We start from the raw sequence: 17,496 nt of genomic DNA on the forward strand, positions 1-17,496 counted from the left end.
GGCCTCTTCGCGGGTGAACCCGCTCCTGCAGGAATCGCGTCGTACCTGTGGGAGCGGGTCTGCCCGCGAAAGGGCCAGGGCAGGAACATCAGGCCGGCTGGCCCAGCTCCACACCCAGCTGGCGCGACAGGCACGGCCAACGCTTCCATGCCTCGCCTGTCTCGGGGCTGGTGAGGGTGTCGCGATAGGCTTCCACCGACTCTGCGGCAAAGCTTTCATCGTTCAGCATCTCATCCACCGAGTGGTGCACCACTTCATCCAGCTGGTTGGCGAAGGTTTCGCCAATCAACTGGTGCGCGATCAGGTTGGCCACCGTGGTGTCGACCGGGATAAGCGGTTGCTGGAAGTGGCGGATGTACAGGTCGTTGACCTCCTCCACCAGGCGGTGCGCCAGGTAGGCCTCATCCAGCAGGCAATCGAGCCCCACATGCCCCTGCATCACACTCGGCGGCTGCAGGAAGTAGGCCTCGGCAATTTTCAGCACAGGTTTGATCTGCGATTCGATACCGGCTTCGCGGGCGACCTCGTGGGCGGCTTCCAGCAGCTCTGGAACTTGATCGATATAAGCGCTGACGAAGCGCGCCAAAGTACCCTGGGCGTCCTGCTCAGGCAGTTGGATCGAGGGGTGCAGGTGGGGCAGTTGCAGCTCGAGACGCTCTTTCAGTTGGCCGGTGCGGCCTTCGTGATCGTGGGCTTGGCTAATCTGCTCGCGTACAGCAGCGATGTTCATGACAACTCCAGGGACAAGACGTTTCAAACGGAAGACACTAAATTAGCTCGGTATACAGAATACCTAAGACGCATTTGTTATAAACCGCGCAAACGTGTGCGCAGTTCGGCATATCGCGGTGCCATTATTTTGCCATAACCCATCAAGCTCGGGCCTTTGCAGCGTTTTACCGATTTCGTGAAGTTCATTTCACCGGTGCCGTTGCGTGCCGTTGGTCGCTGTCTATACTCCCGTTGAACGTGATTCGTTGATGAGGCCCGACTGCTTTTGCAGGGGCTCGGTCGTCGAAGCCAGGCAGTCTTGACCGCCGTTCCCTCTTGCCGCAGGCCACGCCTCCGGGACTACAAGAACGAGAAGGGGAACCCGCAATGATGCGACATCCACATGTCTGGATGGGCCTCCTGTTGTGGTCGGTTTTTGGTCAGGCCAACGCCGCCTGGACCGTGAACATGCACCCGGGGGCGACGGAAGTCTCCAACGCCGTGTTCGACCTGCACATGACGATCTTCTGGATCTGCGTGATCATCGGCATCGTGGTATTCGGTGCGATGTTCTGGTCCATGGTCATCCATCGCCGTTCCACCGGCCAGCAGCCAGCGCATTTCCACGAGCACACCTGGGTGGAAATCCTCTGGACCATCGTCCCCTTCCTGATTCTGGTGGCCATGGCCATTCCGGCCACCAAGACCCTGATCGACATCTACGACGCCAGTGAATCGGACATCGACATCCAGGTCACCGGCTACCAGTGGAAGTGGCATTACAAGTACCTTGGCCAGGATGTGGAGTTCTTCAGCAACCTGGCCACCCCTGCTGATCAGATCCACAACAAGGCGCCCAAGGACGAGCACTACCTGCTTGAGGTCGACCAGCCGCTGGTGCTGCCGGTAGGTGCCAAGGTGCGCTTCCTGGTGACCGCCGCCGATGTCATCCATTCCTGGTGGGTGCCGGCCTTCGCGGTCAAGCGAGACGCCATCCCCGGCTTCGTCAACGAAGCCTGGACCCGTATCGAGAAACCCGGCATCTACCGCGGCCAGTGCACCGAACTGTGCGGCAAGGACCACGGCTTCATGCCAGTGGTGGTCGAGGTCAAGTCCAAGGCCGATTACGACACCTGGCTCGGCGAACGCAAGGCCGAGGCGGCCAAGCTCAAGGAACTGACCAGCAAGGACTGGACCCTCGAAGAGCTGGTCGAGCGTGGCGACAAGGTCTACCACACCACCTGCGTGGCCTGTCACCAGGCCGAAGGCCAGGGCTTGCCGCCAATGTTCCCGGCGCTCAAGGGGTCGAAAGTGGCCACCGGGCCGAAGGAAGAACATCTGGGCGTGGTGTTCCACGGTCGCCCAGGCACGGCAATGGCCGCATTCGGCAGGCAGCTCTCGGAAGTCGACATCGCCGCCGTGGTCACCTACGAGCGCAACGCCTGGGGCAACAACAAGGGCGACATGGTCACGCCGAAGGACGTGCTGGCGCTCAAGCAGGCAGAAGCCAAGTGAACCGGGTTTTGCGCGGCAATCAGCGGATTGCAGGAGACAGGACATGAGTGCAGTGATCGACGACCACGCCCACGGCCATGACCACGCCCACGGCCCGGCCAAGGGCCTGATGCGCTGGGTGCTGACCACCAACCACAAGGACATCGGCACGATGTACCTGTGGTTCGCCTTCATGATGTTCCTGCTTGGCGGCTCGTTCGCCATGGTGATCCGCGCCGAGCTGTTCCAGCCTGGGCTGCAGATCGTGGAGCCGGCGTTCTTTAACCAGATGACCACCATGCACGGCCTGATCATGGTGTTCGGCGCAGTGATGCCGGCCTTCGTCGGCCTGGCCAACTGGATGATCCCGCTGATGATCGGCGCGCCCGACATGGCCCTGCCGCGGATGAACAACTTCAGCTTCTGGCTGTTGCCGGCAGCCTTCCTGCTGCTGGTCTCGACCCTGTTCAGCCCGGGCGGCGGGCCTAACTTCGGCTGGACCTTCTATGCCCCGCTGTCGACCACCTATGCGCCGGCCAGCGTCACTTTCTTCATCTTCGCCATCCACCTGATGGGCATCAGCTCGATCATGGGTGCGATCAACGTGATCGCCACCATCCTCAACCTGCGCGCCCCGGGCATGACCCTGATGAAGATGCCGCTGTTCGTCTGGACCTGGCTGATCACCGCGTTCCTGCTGATCGCGGTGATGCCGGTCCTGGCGGGGGTGGTGACCATGATGCTGATGGACATCCACTTCGGCACCAGCTTCTTCAGCGCCGCCGGTGGCGGAGACCCGGTGTTGTTCCAGCATGTGTTCTGGTTCTTCGGCCACCCCGAGGTGTACATCATGATCCTGCCGGCCTTTGGCGCGGTCAGCTCGATCATTCCGGCGTTCTCGCGCAAGCCGCTGTTTGGTTACACCTCGATGGTGTACGCCACCGGTGCCATTGCCTTCCTGTCGTTCATCGTCTGGGCCCACCACATGTTCGTGGTCGGCATCCCGGTGGTCGGCGAGCTGTTCTTCATGTACGCCACCATGCTCATCGCCGTGCCCACCGGGGTCAAGGTGTTCAACTGGGTCAGCACCATGTGGGAAGGCTCGCTCAGTTTCGAGACGCCGATGCTGTTCGCCATCGCCTTCGTCATCCTGTTCACCATCGGTGGCTTCTCCGGGCTGATGCTGGCCATCGCCCCAGCGGACTTCCAGTACCACGACACCTACTTCGTGGTGGCGCATTTCCACTATGTGCTGGTGCCCGGGGCGATCTTCGGTATCTTTGCCTCGGCCTACTACTGGCTGCCGAAATGGACCGGCCACATGTATGACGAAACCCTCGGCAAGCTGCACTTCTGGCTGTCGTTCGTCGGCATGAACATGGCCTTCTTCCCCATGCACTTCGTGGGTTTGGCCGGGATGCCGCGGCGTATTCCCGACTACAACCTGCAGTTCGCCGACTTCAACATGGTGTCGTCGATCGGCGCCTTCCTGTTCGGCACCACGCAGCTGTTCTTCCTGTTCATCGTCATCAAGTGCATCCGTGGCGGCGCGCCAGCGCCTGCCAAGCCGTGGGATGGTGCCGAGGGGCTTGAGTGGTCTATCCCCTCGCCTGCGCCCTACCACACCTTCCAGACCCCACCGGAAGTGAAATAGGAGCGCTGCCATGAATGGCCTGTCGCTCAAACGGCTGGTAACGCGCCTGCTGATGCTGACGGTGGTGATGTTTGCCTTTGGTTTCGCCCTGGTGCCGATTTATGACGTGATGTGCAAGGCGTTCGGCATCAACGGCAAGACTGGCGGGCAGTACGAGGGTAGCCAGGTCAGCGACCCATCGCGCTCGGTGAGGGTGCAGTTCATGTCGACCAACGCTGGCGACATGGTCTGGGACTTCTACTCCACCGCCGACCAGCTCGAGGTCAACCCGGGAGCGGTGAACCAGATGATCTTCATCGCCCACAACCCGACCGACCGGCCGATGAGTGCGCAAGCGATTCCCAGCATCACCCCGGCCGAGGCCGCGGCGTATTTCCACAAGACCGAGTGCTTCTGCTTTACCCAGCAGGTGCTGCAGCCCGGCGAACGCATCGAGATGCCGGTGCGCTTCATCGTCGACCGCGACCTGCCGGCCAGCGTGAAGCACCTTACACTGGCCTACACCTTGTTCGACATCACTGCGCGTCATCCGCCGGTCGCCCATGCCGCGGTGCAGAACGCCCAGGGCGCCCGCTAAGGGAAGGAGATCGGCAATGGCAAGTCACGAGCACTACTACGTACCGGCGCAGAGCAAGTGGCCGATCATCGCCACCATCGGCATGTTCATCACGGTGTTCGGCCTAGGCACCTGGTTCAACGACCTCAAGGCCGGCCACCCGTCGTCACACGGGCCGCTGATCTTCTTCGTCGGTGCGCTGTTCCTGGCCTACATGCTGTTCGGCTGGTTCGGTTCGGTAGTCCGCGAGAGCCGCGCCGGCTTGTACAGCCCGCAGCTGGACCGTTCGTTCCGTTGGGGCATGAGCTGGTTCATCTTCTCGGAAGTGATGTTCTTCCTGGCCTTCTTCGGCGCCCTGTTCTACGTGCGCGTGCTGGCCGGGCCCTGGCTGGGTGGCGAGGGGCACAAGGGTATCGCCCATATGCTGTGGCCAAGTTTCGAGTTCGCCTGGCCGTTGCTGCACACCCCGGACCCGAAACTGTTCCCGCCGCCCAAGGAAGTGATCAACCCGTGGCACCTGCCGCTGATCAACACCATCCTGCTGGTCAGTTCCAGCGTGACCATCACCATCGCGCACCATGCCTTGCGCCGTGACCACCGTGGCCCGCTGAAATTCTGGATGGCGCTGACCATCCTGCTGGGTATCAGCTTCATCTCGCTGCAGGCCTACGAATACCACGAGGCCTACACCAAGCTGGGGCTGACCCTGGGATCGGGCATCTATGGCGCGACGTTCTTCATGCTCACCGGCTTCCACGGGGCCCACGTGACCTTGGGCACGATCATCCTGATTGTGATGTTCGTGCGCATCCTGCGTGGGCACTTCAACCCCGACAAACACTTCGGTTTCGAGGCGGCGAGCTGGTACTGGCACTTCGTCGATGTGGTGTGGGTGGGGCTGTTCATCTTCGTGTATGTGCTCTGAAGCCCGCTCTCACAGGTTTAAAGGATGATTTCAAAAGGGGGCGTGGGACACCAGCTGGCCACTGATGAAGCCCCAGGCGACCAGGCCGACGGTCAGGGCCGCCAGGGTCACCCGCACGGTCAGGGCCTTGAGCAGGCGGGTCGAGTTTTCATCGTCCTTGACCAGGAACACCAGGCCACTGAACAGGCTGGCGACCGTGGCCAACAGCATCAGGACAATCGCGGCCTTGAGCATGGCGCTTCTCCGGGGGATGCGGTGATGTGGATAAGTATAGCGAGGCGCCCGTGAGGCCGTTTCGCCCTGGCTGGATACCGACCCTGGTGGTGCTCGCGCTGCTGCCGGGGCTGATAGCGCTTGGCTGCTGGCAGCTCGGCCGGGCTGAAGAGAAGCGCGCGCTGCTGGCGACCTATGCCGAGCGTGAGGTCGAGGCCCCGCTGGCTACCACGCAGCTGCTGCAGACGCAGGACGCTGCCTTCCGCCGGGTGCATCTGTACGGCCGGTTTGACGCCGAGCACAGCCTGCTGCTGGACAACCGCATGCGTGACGGCCGGGCCGGTGTCGAGCTGTTGCAACCCTTCCATGACCAGGCCAGCGGCCTGTGGCTGCTGGTCAACCGTGGCTGGCTGGCGTGGCCAGACCGTCGCGTGCCGGTGCATTTCGACACGCCCGACCAAGCCCTGGCGCTGAACGCGTCGGTGTATGTGGCGCCGGGCAGCACCTTCCAACTGCACCCCGACCCGGTCGGAGGGCAATGGCCGCACCTGCTTACCGCGGTCGACGCTGCGCACGTGTGGCAGCAGCTGGATCGCGAAGGCTTTGCCCATGAATTACGCCTGGAGCCCGGTCCGGCGGCTTATCGGCTGGACTGGCCAATAGTTGCCATGGGCCCGGAAAAACACCTCGGCTACGCGGTGCAGTGGTTCGCACTGGCCACTGGGCTGGTGCTGCTCTACCTCTATTTCGGCTGGCACAACAACAAGGAGAAACAGCATGGCCACCGCCACTCCACTGGACCTGCCTGATCGTAGCAAACCCAGAGCCCGCGGGCGTTTGCAGCTGATGCTGATCTTGCTGGTGGTGCTCGGGCCGATGATCCTGGCCACCTGCATGTACAAGCTCCAGTTCTGGGTGCCGGAGGGCCGCAGCTACCACGGCACGATGATCGGCAACGGCGAGAGCCGCGCCGATATCGGCATCGCTGCCGAGGACCAACGCTGGCAACTGCTGGTCAGCGCCCCGGCAGCCTGCGCCGAGGATTGCCAGCGCCTGGTGTACCTGGTGCGGCAGATCCAGGTCGGCCTGGGCCGCGACGCCAGCCGTGCCAGTCACGCCTTGGCCACCGCCCAGCCGTTGGCCAGCGACTACCAGGCGCAGCTGGAGCGTGAATATCCGCAGCTGCAACGCTATCCGCTGGATGCCCAGCGCTACCTGCAGAAGGTTGGCGAACCCGGCCCGCAACTGTGGATTGTCGACCCGCATGGCAACCTGGTGCTGCGCTACGACGCCAAGGTCAACGGCAAGCACGTGCTCGACGACCTGCGTCACCTGCTCAAGCTGTCCAACATCGGCTAGGAGCCTGCCATGGCCAGACCCGGATTCCGCTTAGCTGTGTTCGCCACCCTGCTGGCACTGCTGGTCGTCCTGCTCGGTGCCTACACCCGCCTGACCCACGCCGGGCTCGGCTGCCCTGACTGGCCTGGCTGCTATGGCTTCATCAGCGTGCCCAAGAGCGAAGCGCAGCTGGCCCATGCCGAACTGCACTTCCCTGACCACCCGGTGGAAGAAGCCAAGGGCTGGGCCGAGATGGTCCACCGCTACTTCGCCGGCACCCTGGCCGTGGTGATCGCCCTGCTCGCCTTGCAGGCACTGCGCCGGCATGCCCGCGATGGCCAGCCTTATCGCCTACCCTTGCTGTTGCTGGGCGTGGTGCTGGCGCAGGCGGCGTTTGGCATGTGGACTGTTACCCTCAAGCTGTGGCCGCAAGTGGTCACCGCGCACCTGCTGGGCGGCTTCACCACCTTGAGCCTGCTGTTCCTGCTGTCCCTGCGTCTATCCCGCGCCTTTGCGCCCTTGCCGAAATTGCCGCTCAGCCTACGGCGGATCGCTGCGCTGGCGTTGCTGGTGGTGATCGGCCAGATCGCCCTGGGTGGCTGGGTCAGTGCCAACTATGCGGCGGTCGCCTGCATCGACCTGCCCACCTGCCATGGCCAATGGTGGCCGGCGGCAGACTTCAGCAACGGCTTCCACCTCACTCAGCACGTTGGCCCCAACTACCTGGGGGGGCAGCTCGACAGCGATGCGCGCACGGCCATCCATATCAGCCATCGCCTGGGCGCGCTGCTGGTGACCTGTGTACTGCTGATGCTCAGCTGGAAGTTGCACCGCTGTGGCCTCACTGGTCTGTCGCGGGTGGTGTTGCTGGCGCTGGCCGTGCAGATCGGCCTGGGCATCAGCAATGTGCTGTTCCACCTGCCATTGGCCGTGGCGGTGGCGCATAACGCCGGCGGGGCGCTGCTGCTGCTGAGCATGGTGCTGGTGAACTATCGCATCCGCGTGGTCGACAAGGTGCGTGTCGGGGTTGGCCATGGCTGGCGCCTGCGGCCCGTGGCCGGGGTGAGCATCAGCCATCACATGAGGAACGATTCGTGGCGACGCTTCTGAGCGCACGGCGTGCCGGCTGGCGCGATTACCTGGAGCTGACCAAGCCCAAGGTGGTGGTGCTGATGCTGATCACGTCGCTGGCGGGGATGTTCCTGGCGACTCGTGCCGGGGTCGGCTGGAGCGTGCTGCTGTTCGGCAACCTGGGTATTGCCCTGTGCGCGGGCAGCGCGGCCGTGGTCAACCATGTGGTGGACCGGCGCATCGACGCCCTGATGGCACGTACCCATAAACGCCCGTTGGCCCAGGGCCGGGTCGAGCCGTTGCCGGCCTTGCTGTTCGCCCTGGCCCTGGCGCTGCTCGGCATGGCCTTGCTGCTGGTGTTCACCAACGCCCTCACCGCCTGGCTGACCCTGGCCTCCTTGCTCGGTTACGCGGTGCTCTATACCGGCTTTCTCAAGCGTGCCACGCCGCAGAACATCGTCATTGGCGGCCTGGCTGGCGCCGCTCCGCCGTTGCTGGGCTGGGTTGCAGTGAGCGGCCATGTCAGCGCCGAGCCTCTGCTGCTGGTACTGATCATCTTCGCCTGGACGCCACCGCATTTCTGGGCGCTGGCCATCCACCGCAAGGAAGAGTACGCCAAAGCCGATATCCCGATGCTGCCGGTCACCCATGGCGAGCGTTACACCAAGCTGCATATCCTGCTGTACAGCCTGATATTGCTGGCGGTGAGCCTGCTGCCGTTTGCCATCCACATGAGCGGCCCGTTGTACCTGGCCTGCGCCCTGGCGCTGGGCCTGCGCTTCCTGCAATGGGCCTGGGTGTTGTACCGTGGCAGCCGGCCGCACGCGGCGATTGGCACCTTCAAGTACTCCATCGGCTACCTGTTCGCGCTGTTCATCGCATTGCTCGTTGACCACTACCTGTTGCTGAATCTATGACCCGAACCCAGAAAACCGTATTTATCCTCGTCGCCCTGGTCGCGCTGATCCTGGGCCTTACCGTCAACAAGGTGCTCAATGGCCGTGGCCAGCTCAACCCCACCGAGCTGATCGACGCTGGCATCATTCTGTTGCCGCAGAGCCGCACGGTGGCTGACGTGACCATGACCAACCAGGATGGCCAGCCAGTGCAGCTGGATGACCTGAAGGGCAAATGGTCGCTGCTGTTCTTCGGCTACACCTACTGCCCGGACATCTGCCCGACCACCTTGGCCCAGTTGCGCCAGGTGAAGAGTGAGCTGCCCAAGGAGGCCGTGGACCGGCTGCAGGTGGTATTGGTGAGCGTGGACCCGAACCGCGACACGCCGAACCAGCTGAAGCAGTACCTGGGCTATTTCGACAAGGATTTCGTCGGGGTGGCGGGGTCGATCGAAGATACCCAGAAGCTGGCCAATGCCTTGAGCATTCCGTTCATTCCGGCGGATACCAGCAAGCCGGGGTATACCGTTGATCACAGCGGCAACCTGGCGATCGTCGGGCCGGATGGGCGCCAGCGTGGATTCATTCGTGCGCCGTTCAACAACCAGAAGCTGGTGGCGCAACTGCCCGGGCTGGTTAAACGGGATTGATGGGGCTTTAAAAGCTTCGCGGGCAAGCCCGCTCCCACAGTGATATCGACAAGCCTGAGGCTAGCGGTAATCCTGTGGGAGCGGGCTTGCCCGCGAAGAATCCAGCGCGATGTGACGGCTTAGAAGGCCGGAACCACAGCGCCCTTGTACTTCTCGACGATGAACTGCTTCACCTCAGGCGAGTGCAGGGCAGCCGCCAGTTTCTTCATGTCTTCCGAATCCTTGTTGTCCGGGCGGGCAACCAGGATGTTCACGTACGGCGAGTCGCTGCCTTCGATGGCCAGCGCGTCCTTCTCCGGGTTCAGCTTGGCTTCCAACGCGTAGTTGGTGTTGATCAGGGCGGCATCGACCTGGGTCAGCACGCGCGGGATGGTGGCCGCTTCCAGCTCACGGAATTTCACGCTTTTCGGGTTTTCGGCAACGTCCTTCACGGTAGACAGGATGTTGGTGTTGTCCTTGAGCTTGATCACGCCGGCCTTGTCCAGCAGCAGCAGGGCACGGCCGCCGTTGGTGGCGTCGTTGGGGATGACCACGGTGGCGCCGGAGGACAGCTCGTCGAGCTTCTTGATCTTGGTCGAATACACGCCCAGCGGCTCGATGTGCACACCGGCAACGCTGACCAGGTGGGTGCCCTTGGCCTTGTTGAACTCATCCAGGTACGGCTGGTGCTGGAAGAAGTTGGCATCCAGACGCTTTTCCGCCACTTGCACGTTCGGCTGGATGTAGTCGGTGAACTCCTTCACCTTGAGGTTGACGCCCTCTTTCGCCAGTTGCGGTTTGACGAAGTTGAGGATCTCGGCGTGCGGCACCGGGGTGGCGGCGACGGACAGATCACCGGCATGGGCCGAGAAGGCCGCGACGGCGGCAGCGACAGCAAGCAGCTTCTTCATGAATCACTCCTTGTGAGGGCCGCGACGGCCCCCGAACGGGTCGGCCGGGCCGACCCCATTGGGGTTACTTACGGGAAAAATGCACGACCAGTTTGTCGCCCACGCTCTGCAGGACTTGAACCAGCAGCAGCAACAGCACCACGGTGACCACCATCACGTCGGTCTGGAAACGCTGGTAACCGAAGCGGATGGCTAGGTCGCCAAGGCCTCCAGCGCCGACCACACCGGCCATGGCGGTGTACGACACCAGGGTGATGGCGGTGACGGTAATGGCCGCGAAGATGCCCGGGCGGGCCTCCGGCAGCAGCGCGCTGGTGATGATCTGGCGGGTGGTGGCGCCCATCGACTGGGTGGCCTCGATGATGCCGCGGTCCACCTCGCGCAGGGCGGTTTCCACCAGGCGCGCGAAGAACGGCGTGGCACCCACCACCAACGGCGGGATGGCGCCAGCGACACCCAGCGAGGTGCCGGTGATCAACACGGTGAACGGGATCATCACGATCAGCAGGATGATGAACGGCAGCGAGCGCAGGATGTTGACCACCAGCGACAGCAGTGCGTACACGCCCTTCTGCTCGAACATCTGCTTCGGCCCGCAGAGGAACAGCAGTACCCCCAGCGGCAGGCCGAGCAGCACGGTGAAGAACAGCGAGCCGAACAGCATGATCATGGTATCGACGGTGGCCAGCCAGATCTCGGCCCAGTCGACATTGGCGAAGAAATTCAGGGCGTCCATCAACGCAGTACCTCCATATGTACATCAGCTGCCTTGAAGCGGGCGAATGCCGCTTCCATGTCTCCGCCGATCAGGGCGAGGGTGAGCTGGCCATAGGGGACATCCTTGATGCGGTCGATACGCCCGGCGAGGATGCTGTAGTCCACACCGGTTTCGCGGGCCACGGTACCCAGCAGCGGCGCGTAGGTGGCGTCGCCCTGGAAGGTCAGGCGCACGATACGGCCTGGCACGTGGGCGAAGTCGTCGCGCTGCTCGCCTTCGTCGACCTGCTCGTCTTCCTGAACGAAACGCTTGGTGGTCGGGTGCTGCGGGTGCAGGAACACCTCGGCCACCGAGCCTTGCTCGACGATCTGGCCGGCATCCATCACCGCCACGCGGTCGCAGACACGGCGGATCACGTCCATTTCGTGGGTGATCAGCACGATGGTCAGCTTCAGCTCACGGTTGATCTCGGCCAGCAGTTGCAGCACCGAAGCGGTGGTCTGCGGGTCGAGGGCGCTGGTGGCTTCGTCGCACAGCAGGATCTTCGGGTTGGTCGACAGCGCGCGGGCGATGCCGACGCGCTGCTTCTGCCCGCCAGAAAGCTGGGCCGGGTACTTCTTCGCGTGGTCCTGCAGGCCGACGCGGGCCAGCAGCTCGGTGACACGCTGATCGATCTCGCTGCGCGACAGCTCGCCGGCCAGGGTCAGCGGCAGGGCAACGTTGTCGGCGACGGTCTTGGACGCCAGCAGGTTGAAGTGCTGGAAGATCATGCCGACCTGTTGACGGAAGCCGCGCAGCTGGCTGGCGTTGAACGCGGTGACGTCTTCGCCGTCGACGATGATCGTGCCGCCGGAAGGCTCTTCGAGGCGGTTGATCAGGCGCAGCATGGTGCTTTTACCGGCGCCGGAATGGCCGATCAGGCCGAACACCTGGCCATTTTCAATGGTCAGGCTGGTCGGATTCAGTGCGGGGATTTCCCTACCGGCGACGCGGTAGGTCTTGTGTACCTGTTGGAACTCGATCACGTAGCGAACCTTGTGGGGCGCATGAAATTTGGGTCAGCGGTTAGCTGGGGTCGCGCATTTTAGCCTTTTCCCATAGCTGTTCTTAGCATTTATTTCGTAATGCACCAATCCTTCGGGCATATCGCGACAACCGGTAATTCTGATTGAACGCTCGGCAAAGCCCTCCAGTCACTACTTGAACAAGCCCGTCAGGGGCACGCCTGAAGACTGATAAGGAGAGCCGTGATGCCCAGCAAGAAACCGGATTCGCCGAAACAGAGCCAGCTCGCCGGTACCGACACCCCCGACCGGGCCAACTCCAACAGCAAACTGCAGGCTTTGGAGGCGGCTCGCAGCGATGCCACCGGCCAGGCCCTGCGGACCAACCAGGGCGTGCGCATCGCCGACAACCAGAACACGCTCAAGGCCGGCCCGCGCGGACCGTCGCTGCTCGAAGACTTCATCATGCGCGAGAAGATCACCCACTTTGACCACGAGCGCATCCCTGAACGTATCGTTCATGCTCGCGGCACCGGCGCGCATGGCTTCTTCCAGAGCTACGGCAATCACGCCGAGCTGACCAAGGCGGGCTTCCTGCAGGACCCGGAGAAGATCACCCCGGTGTTCGTGCGGTTTTCCACCGTGCAAGGCCCGCGCGGGTCGGGTGACACGGTGCGCGACGTGCGTGGGTTCGCCGTGAAGTTCTATACGGATGAAGGCAATTTCGACCTGGTGGGTAACAACATGCCAGTCTTCTTCATTCAGGACGCGATCAAATTCCCGGATTTCGTGCACGCAGTGAAACCGGAGCCGCATAATGAAATCCCCACCGGTGGTTCGGCCCACGACACCTTCTGGGATTTTGTCTCGCTGGTGCCTGAATCCGCCCACATGGTCATCTGGGCCATGTCCGACCGCGCCATCCCGCGCAGCCTGCGGATGATGGAAGGCTTCGGCGTGCATACCTTCCGCCTGATCAATGCCCAGGGCGTGGCGAGTTTCGTCAAGTTCCACTGGAAGCCGCGCCAGGGTGTGCACTCGCTTTTGTGGGACGAGGCTCAGAAACTTGCAGGCAAAGACACCGATTTTCAGCGCCGGGACCTGTGGGAAGCCATCGAGACGGGCGATTATCCGGAATGGGAACTGGGCGTGCAGATCGTGCCCGAGGCGGATGAACACAAGTTCGACTTCGACCTGCTCGACCCGACCAAGATCATTCCCGAAGAGCTGGTGCCGGTTACGCCGCTGGGCAAGATGGTGCTCAACCGTAACCCGGACAACTTCTTCGCTGAGGTGGAGCAGGTTGCCTTCTGCCCAGGCCATATCGTGCCGGGAGTCGATTTCACCAATGACCCGTTGCTGCAGGGACGGCTGTTCTCTTACACCGACACCCAGATCAGCCGTCTTGGTGGGCCGAATTTCCACCAGATCCCGATCAACCAGCCAGTTGCGCCAAACCACAACAATCAGCGCGATGCGCTGCATCAGCATGTGGTGCACAAGGGGCGAGCTTCCTATGAGCCTAATTCGATCGATGGCGGCTGGCCGAAAGAAACGTCACCGGCTGCCCAGGATGGGGGCTTCGAGAGCTACCAGGAACGCATCGACGCGCACAAGATCCGCCAGCGCAGCGAGTCGTTCGGGGATCACTTCTCCCAGGCGCGGTTGTTCTTCCAGAGCATGAGTCCGACCGAGCAGCAGCACATCATCAAGGCCTACAGCTTCGAGCTGGGCAAGGTGGAGCGTGAGCACATTCGCGCGCGCCAGGTGAATGAGATCCTTGCCAACATCGACCTGAAGCTGGCCGCCGCCGTCGCTGCCAACCTTGGCTTGCCGGCTCCCAAGGCCGGTACGGTGCAGGTCAAGGGTAGCCAGCTTGCGAAATCGCCGGCCTTGAGCCAGATGAACCACCCTGGCGTGGTCGGCATCAAGGGGCGCAAGATCGCGGTGCTGGTAGCCGATGGCGTAGACGGCGCAAGCGTCGACAAGCTGGTCAAGGCGCTGGAGGCCGAAAGCGCTCGGCCGAAGCTGCTGGGGCCAACTTCGGCGCCGGTCAAGACCGCGGATGGCAAGCAGTTACCCGTAGATGCATCAATGGAGGGGATGCCGTCGATCATGTTCGACGGGATTGTCGTGCCCAAGGGGGTGGACAAGGCCTTGGCTTCCAGTGGGCTGGCGAAGCACTTTCTGCTGGAGGGCTACAAGCATCTGAAGGCGATGGTGCTGACCAAGGACTTGATGAACAGTCTGGGGCTCAAGGAAGACAAGGGTTTGCTGCTTGGGGACGAGCAGAAGGTGGTCGATGCCTTTGTCAAAGCAGTTGAAGGGCATCGGGTGTGGGAGCGGGAAGCCGCTGCTGAGGCTGTGCCGGCCTAGGGGCTGCTTTGCAGCCCGTTCGCGACGCAAGGCCGCTCCTACAGGAAACCGCAAGCGCTTGTAGGAGCGGCCTTGCCGGGGCACCGGACCGGTCGGAAAGGGGCGCGTTGCGCCCCCGGATTCTCAACGCTGCTGCGGGACCAGTACCACCTGGGCCGGCATCGAGCGCTGAATCTCATGCTTCTGCTTCAGCTTGAACCCGCTGTCGAGCTTGTGCACGCGCTTCTCCAGCAGGTTCTTCAACCAAGGTGCATCCTGGGTGCGCGGCACCTGGAACACCACCTCGCACTGGTAATTGACCACGTCCTTGGCAATCTCGTCGAGCTGGCGACGCATTGCCCGAATGTCGGTGGTCTTCAACGCAATCACGGTGCTCGGCGCCGTAGGATCGATCACCCGTGCCTGGGGCTTGGATTCGGCTGCCTTCAAGGCCGCTTCTGCTTTCTCCAGCTCGGCCTTGCGCGCCTGGGTCACGGCATCGCCACCGGTCACTGCCGGTGCCTGCGGCATCAGCGCCCGGGCCCGGGCCAGCGCGGTGGCGGCGGCATTGACGTCGCCCTTCTGCAGCACGATCTGGCTGCGTTTCAGGTAGGCCTCTGCCAACTGGCGCTGGTTTTGCTCCAGGCGTGCGTCATCAGGCGCCTGCGCCTGCAGGGCAGCCAACTGGTCTTCGGCGGTGGCCAGCTCGTTGCTGGCGATACTCTGTTGCAGCTGCTGCCAGGCATCGGCTTGGGCAGGTGCATCGGCCTGCTCGACCGGCGCGCTGGAACACGCTGCCAGGAACAGGGAAAACGCGGCAACAAGCAGATAACGGGATGCGAACGGCTTCATTCCTGCGACTCTCTATTTGCGCAAAAAGCGAGCAAGTCTACACCCAGGTGCGCACGCTCGAAAATAAGTCTTACAGACCCTTTACCCGCTAAAAGGTTGCAGGGTGCACCGGCATGCACCCCGTTTTTCAGCGTTTTGGCAGAGCCAGGCTCAGCAAGAATAGCACCGCCGCGCAGACCACGATCGATGGCCCGGCCGGGGTGTCCTTGAACCAGGACATGGCCAGGCCGCCGCACACCGAGGTGATGCCGATCAGTGTGGCGGCCGCTGCCATCTGCTCTGGCGAGCGGGCGTGACGCTGTGCCGCCGCGGCGGGAATGATCAGCAGCGAGGTGATCAGCAGCACGCCGACGATCTTCATGGCCACGGCGATCACCACTGCGATCAGCAGCATCAGCGCCATGCGCAGGCCCGCCACCGGCAGCCCTTCGACCATGGCCAGTTCCTCGTGCACGGTGATCGCCAGCAACGGCCGCCACAGCGCGGCGAGCAGCAGCAGGACCAGCGCGCTGCCGCCCAGGATCCAGGCCAGGTCGCTGGTGCTGATGGCCAGCAGGTCGCCGAACAGGTAGGCCATCAGGTCGATGCGCACGTCGTGCATGAAACTCAGCACCACCAGGCCCAGCGACAGGGTGCTGGGGGCAAGGATGCCGAGCAGGGTATCGGACGCCAGTGGCTGGCGTTGCTGCAAGGTCACCAGCAGGATCGCCAGCAGCAGGCAGCCCACGGTTACCGCCAGGGCCGGGCTGACATCCAGCACAAAGCCCATGGCCACGCCCAGTAGCGCGGCGTGGGACAGGGTGTCACCAAAGTAGGCCATGCGCCGCCACACCACGAACGAGCCGAGCGGGCCCGCCACCACTGCCAGGGAAAGACCCGCAAGCAAGGCGTAGAGAAGAAAATCAGCCATGCTTGCAGTGCTCTCCGTGAACATGGGCGCCAGGGGCGACGACCGAGCCGTGCAGGTCGTGGCTGTGGTCGTGATGATGGTGGTAGACAGCCAGGCTTGGGGCGTTCTGGCCGAACAGCTCGACAAAGGCCGGGTCGTTGCTGACCTGCTCGGGGTGGCCCGAGCAGCACACGTGGCGGTTCAGGCAGACCACCTGGTCGGTGGCGCTCATGACCAGGTGCAGGTCGTGAGAGACCATCAGCACGCCGCAGCCGTGGCGGTCGCGCAAACGGGTGATGAGGTTGTACAGCTCGGTCTGGCCGACCACGTCGACACCTTGAACCGGCTCGTCGAGCACCAGCAGCTGCGGCTCGCGCAGCAGCGCCCGGGCCAGCAGCACGCGCTGCATCTCGCCGCCGGAAATGGTCTGGATCGGGCTGTCGATGACCTGTTCGGCGCCCACTTCCTGCAATGCCGACAAGGCAGCCGCACGGTCTACGCCGGGCACCAGGCGCAAGAAACGCAGCACCGACAGCGGCAGCGTGGCGTCCACCTGGATCTTTTGCGGCATGTAGCCGATACGCAGCTTCGGCTTGCGCCAGACCTTGCCGCGGTGTGGCTTGAGCAGCCCCAGCACGGCGCGTACCAAGGTGGTCTTGCCGGCGCCGTTGGGGCCGATCAGGGTGACGATCTGGCCGGGCGCCACCGACAGGTCGATGCTGTCGAGCACGGCCTCGCCGGCGAAGCTGACACCGACCTGCTCAAGGCGGATCAGGGCGTCGCTCATGCTGCGCTCCGGCAGTTGGCGCACAGGCCGACGATTTCCACTGTCTGGGTTTCGACGCTGAAGCCGACGCCCTTGGCGCTGTTGATGATGGCGTCGCTGATGCTGTCCTGCTCCAGCTCGATGGCCACATGGCAGGCACGGCAGATCAGGAACTGGCCCTGGTGCGCGTGCTCCGGGTGGCTGCAGCCGATGAAGGCGTTGAGCGAGGCGATGCGGTGCACCAGGCCGTTTTCCAGGAGGAAGTCCAGGGCGCGGTACACGGTCGGCGGCGCGGCGCGACGGCCATCCTGCTCGCTGAGCACGGCGAGGATGTCATAGGCACCCAGCGGCTTGTGGCTCTGCCATACCAGCTCCAGCACACGCCGGCGCAGTGCGGTCAGGCGCAGGCCCTGGCGCGTGCACAGGGCATCGGCTTCGGACAAGGCGCTGTGCACGCAATGGGAATGATCGTGGGGACGGTGAGCCAGCGGCGTGATGGACATGGGCAGCGACG

At 63.2% G+C, this 17,496-nt stretch carries 19 protein-coding genes; 10 read left to right on the forward strand and 9 right to left on the reverse strand.

What is annotated here, in order from left to right; all coding sequences use genetic code 11:
- Window positions 1-88: 88 nt before the first annotated feature.
- The gene (locus ACIPZ5_RS06010) at window positions 89-730 is read right to left on the reverse strand and encodes a hypothetical protein (RefSeq protein ID WP_261942161.1); all 642 of its coding nucleotides are present in this window, start codon (window positions 728-730) and stop codon (window positions 89-91) included.
- A 368-nt stretch (window positions 731-1,098) separates the two neighbouring features.
- On the opposite strand from ACIPZ5_RS06010, the gene coxB reads away from it, so the two are divergent.
- From coxB to ACIPZ5_RS06030, 4 genes are read left to right on the forward strand one after another with little or no spacing between them, the layout of a single operon-like run.
- A complete protein-coding gene (gene coxB, locus ACIPZ5_RS06015; RefSeq protein WP_400807262.1) occupies window positions 1,099-2,226 on the forward strand; it encodes a cytochrome c oxidase subunit II in 1,128 nt (375 codons plus the stop codon).
- A 43-nt stretch (window positions 2,227-2,269) separates the two neighbouring features.
- Window positions 2,270-3,859 (forward strand): cytochrome c oxidase subunit I, encoded by a 1,590-nt coding sequence (gene ctaD, locus ACIPZ5_RS06020; RefSeq protein ID WP_027917168.1) that lies wholly within the window; start codon window positions 2,270-2,272, stop codon window positions 3,857-3,859.
- Window positions 3,860-3,869: 10 nt separating this feature from the next.
- Entirely contained in the window at window positions 3,870-4,436 is a 567-nt protein-coding gene (locus ACIPZ5_RS06025; RefSeq protein ID WP_313711047.1) for a cytochrome c oxidase assembly protein, read from the forward strand.
- 16 nt (window positions 4,437-4,452) lie between these two features.
- A complete protein-coding gene (locus ACIPZ5_RS06030) occupies window positions 4,453-5,340 on the forward strand; it encodes a cytochrome c oxidase subunit 3 (protein WP_261942165.1) in 888 nt (295 codons plus the stop codon).
- A 30-nt stretch (window positions 5,341-5,370) separates the two neighbouring features.
- On the opposite strand, the gene ACIPZ5_RS06035 is transcribed toward ACIPZ5_RS06030, so the two are convergent.
- Window positions 5,371-5,574 carry a twin transmembrane helix small protein gene (locus tag ACIPZ5_RS06035; RefSeq protein ID WP_054884381.1) on the reverse strand — a complete coding sequence of 68 codons (204 nt, stop codon included), beginning with the start codon at window positions 5,572-5,574 and terminating at the stop codon, window positions 5,371-5,373.
- A gap of 50 nt (window positions 5,575-5,624) precedes the next feature.
- Here ACIPZ5_RS06035 and ACIPZ5_RS06040 point away from each other — a divergent pair, with 50 nt between their 5' ends.
- Genes ACIPZ5_RS06040 through ACIPZ5_RS06060 form a run of 5 tightly spaced genes read left to right on the forward strand, consistent with a single transcriptional unit; the run spans window position 5,625 to window position 9,508 of the window.
- Complete coding sequence (locus ACIPZ5_RS06040; protein WP_400807268.1) at window positions 5,625-6,362, forward strand: SURF1 family protein; 738 nt, start codon at window positions 5,625-5,627, stop codon at window positions 6,360-6,362.
- Window positions 6,331-6,912: a hypothetical protein gene (locus ACIPZ5_RS06045; RefSeq protein WP_313711050.1), complete on the forward strand. Its 582-nt coding sequence runs from the start codon at window positions 6,331-6,333 to the stop codon at window positions 6,910-6,912. The genes ACIPZ5_RS06040 and ACIPZ5_RS06045 overlap by 32 nt, the downstream gene beginning before the upstream one ends.
- Window positions 6,913-6,921: 9 nt before the next feature.
- Window positions 6,922-8,001 (forward strand): COX15/CtaA family protein, encoded by a 1,080-nt coding sequence (locus ACIPZ5_RS06050; RefSeq protein ID WP_343594722.1) that lies wholly within the window; start codon window positions 6,922-6,924, stop codon window positions 7,999-8,001.
- Window positions 7,986-8,879 (forward strand): heme o synthase, encoded by an 894-nt coding sequence (cyoE, locus tag ACIPZ5_RS06055; protein WP_343594724.1) that lies wholly within the window; start codon window positions 7,986-7,988, stop codon window positions 8,877-8,879. Before ACIPZ5_RS06050 ends, cyoE begins: the two co-directional genes overlap by 16 nt.
- Window positions 8,876-9,508 carry an SCO family protein gene (locus ACIPZ5_RS06060; RefSeq protein ID WP_085676613.1) on the forward strand — a complete coding sequence of 211 codons (633 nt, stop codon included), beginning with the start codon at window positions 8,876-8,878 and terminating at the stop codon, window positions 9,506-9,508. Before cyoE ends, ACIPZ5_RS06060 begins: the two co-directional genes overlap by 4 nt.
- A gap of 119 nt (window positions 9,509-9,627) precedes the next feature.
- On the opposite strand, the gene ACIPZ5_RS06065 is transcribed toward ACIPZ5_RS06060, so the two are convergent.
- The 3 genes from ACIPZ5_RS06065 to ACIPZ5_RS06075 form a co-directional block, all read right to left on the reverse strand.
- Window positions 9,628-10,398, reverse strand: a complete 771-nt coding sequence (locus ACIPZ5_RS06065) for a MetQ/NlpA family ABC transporter substrate-binding protein (RefSeq protein WP_343594728.1) — start codon at window positions 10,396-10,398, stop codon at window positions 9,628-9,630.
- A gap of 64 nt (window positions 10,399-10,462) precedes the next feature.
- Window positions 10,463-11,134, reverse strand: coding sequence for a methionine ABC transporter permease (locus ACIPZ5_RS06070; protein WP_400807271.1), 672 nt, complete (start codon window positions 11,132-11,134; stop codon window positions 10,463-10,465).
- On the reverse strand, window positions 11,134-12,141 hold the full coding sequence (locus ACIPZ5_RS06075; RefSeq protein ID WP_085676615.1) for a methionine ABC transporter ATP-binding protein: 1,008 nt from the start codon (window positions 12,139-12,141) through the stop codon (window positions 11,134-11,136). Before ACIPZ5_RS06075 ends, ACIPZ5_RS06070 begins: the two co-directional genes overlap by 1 nt.
- A gap of 225 nt (window positions 12,142-12,366) precedes the next feature.
- Here ACIPZ5_RS06075 and katE point away from each other — a divergent pair, with 225 nt between their 5' ends.
- A complete protein-coding gene (katE, locus tag ACIPZ5_RS06080) occupies window positions 12,367-14,496 on the forward strand; it encodes a catalase HPII (protein WP_400807274.1) in 2,130 nt (709 codons plus the stop codon).
- A gap of 123 nt (window positions 14,497-14,619) precedes the next feature.
- On the opposite strand, the gene ACIPZ5_RS06085 is transcribed toward katE, so the two are convergent.
- The 4 genes from ACIPZ5_RS06085 to zur form a co-directional block, all read right to left on the reverse strand.
- Window positions 14,620-15,327 carry a PA5502 family lipoprotein gene (locus ACIPZ5_RS06085; RefSeq protein WP_343594732.1) on the reverse strand — a complete coding sequence of 236 codons (708 nt, stop codon included), beginning with the start codon at window positions 15,325-15,327 and terminating at the stop codon, window positions 14,620-14,622.
- 127 nt (window positions 15,328-15,454) lie between these two features.
- Complete coding sequence (znuB, locus tag ACIPZ5_RS06090) at window positions 15,455-16,237, reverse strand: zinc ABC transporter permease subunit ZnuB (RefSeq protein ID WP_261942173.1); 783 nt, start codon at window positions 16,235-16,237, stop codon at window positions 15,455-15,457.
- On the reverse strand, window positions 16,230-17,003 hold the full coding sequence (gene znuC / locus ACIPZ5_RS06095) for a zinc ABC transporter ATP-binding protein ZnuC (protein ID WP_085676619.1): 774 nt from the start codon (window positions 17,001-17,003) through the stop codon (window positions 16,230-16,232). Before znuC ends, znuB begins: the two co-directional genes overlap by 8 nt.
- A complete protein-coding gene (gene zur, locus ACIPZ5_RS06100) occupies window positions 17,000-17,485 on the reverse strand; it encodes a zinc uptake transcriptional repressor Zur (protein WP_261942174.1) in 486 nt (161 codons plus the stop codon). The genes znuC and zur overlap by 4 nt, the downstream gene beginning before the upstream one ends.
- Window positions 17,486-17,496: the final 11 nt, after the last annotated feature.

The organism is Pseudomonas sp. NPDC089428 (assembly GCF_044749325.1).
Classification (GTDB): domain Bacteria; phylum Pseudomonadota; class Gammaproteobacteria; order Pseudomonadales; family Pseudomonadaceae; genus Aquipseudomonas.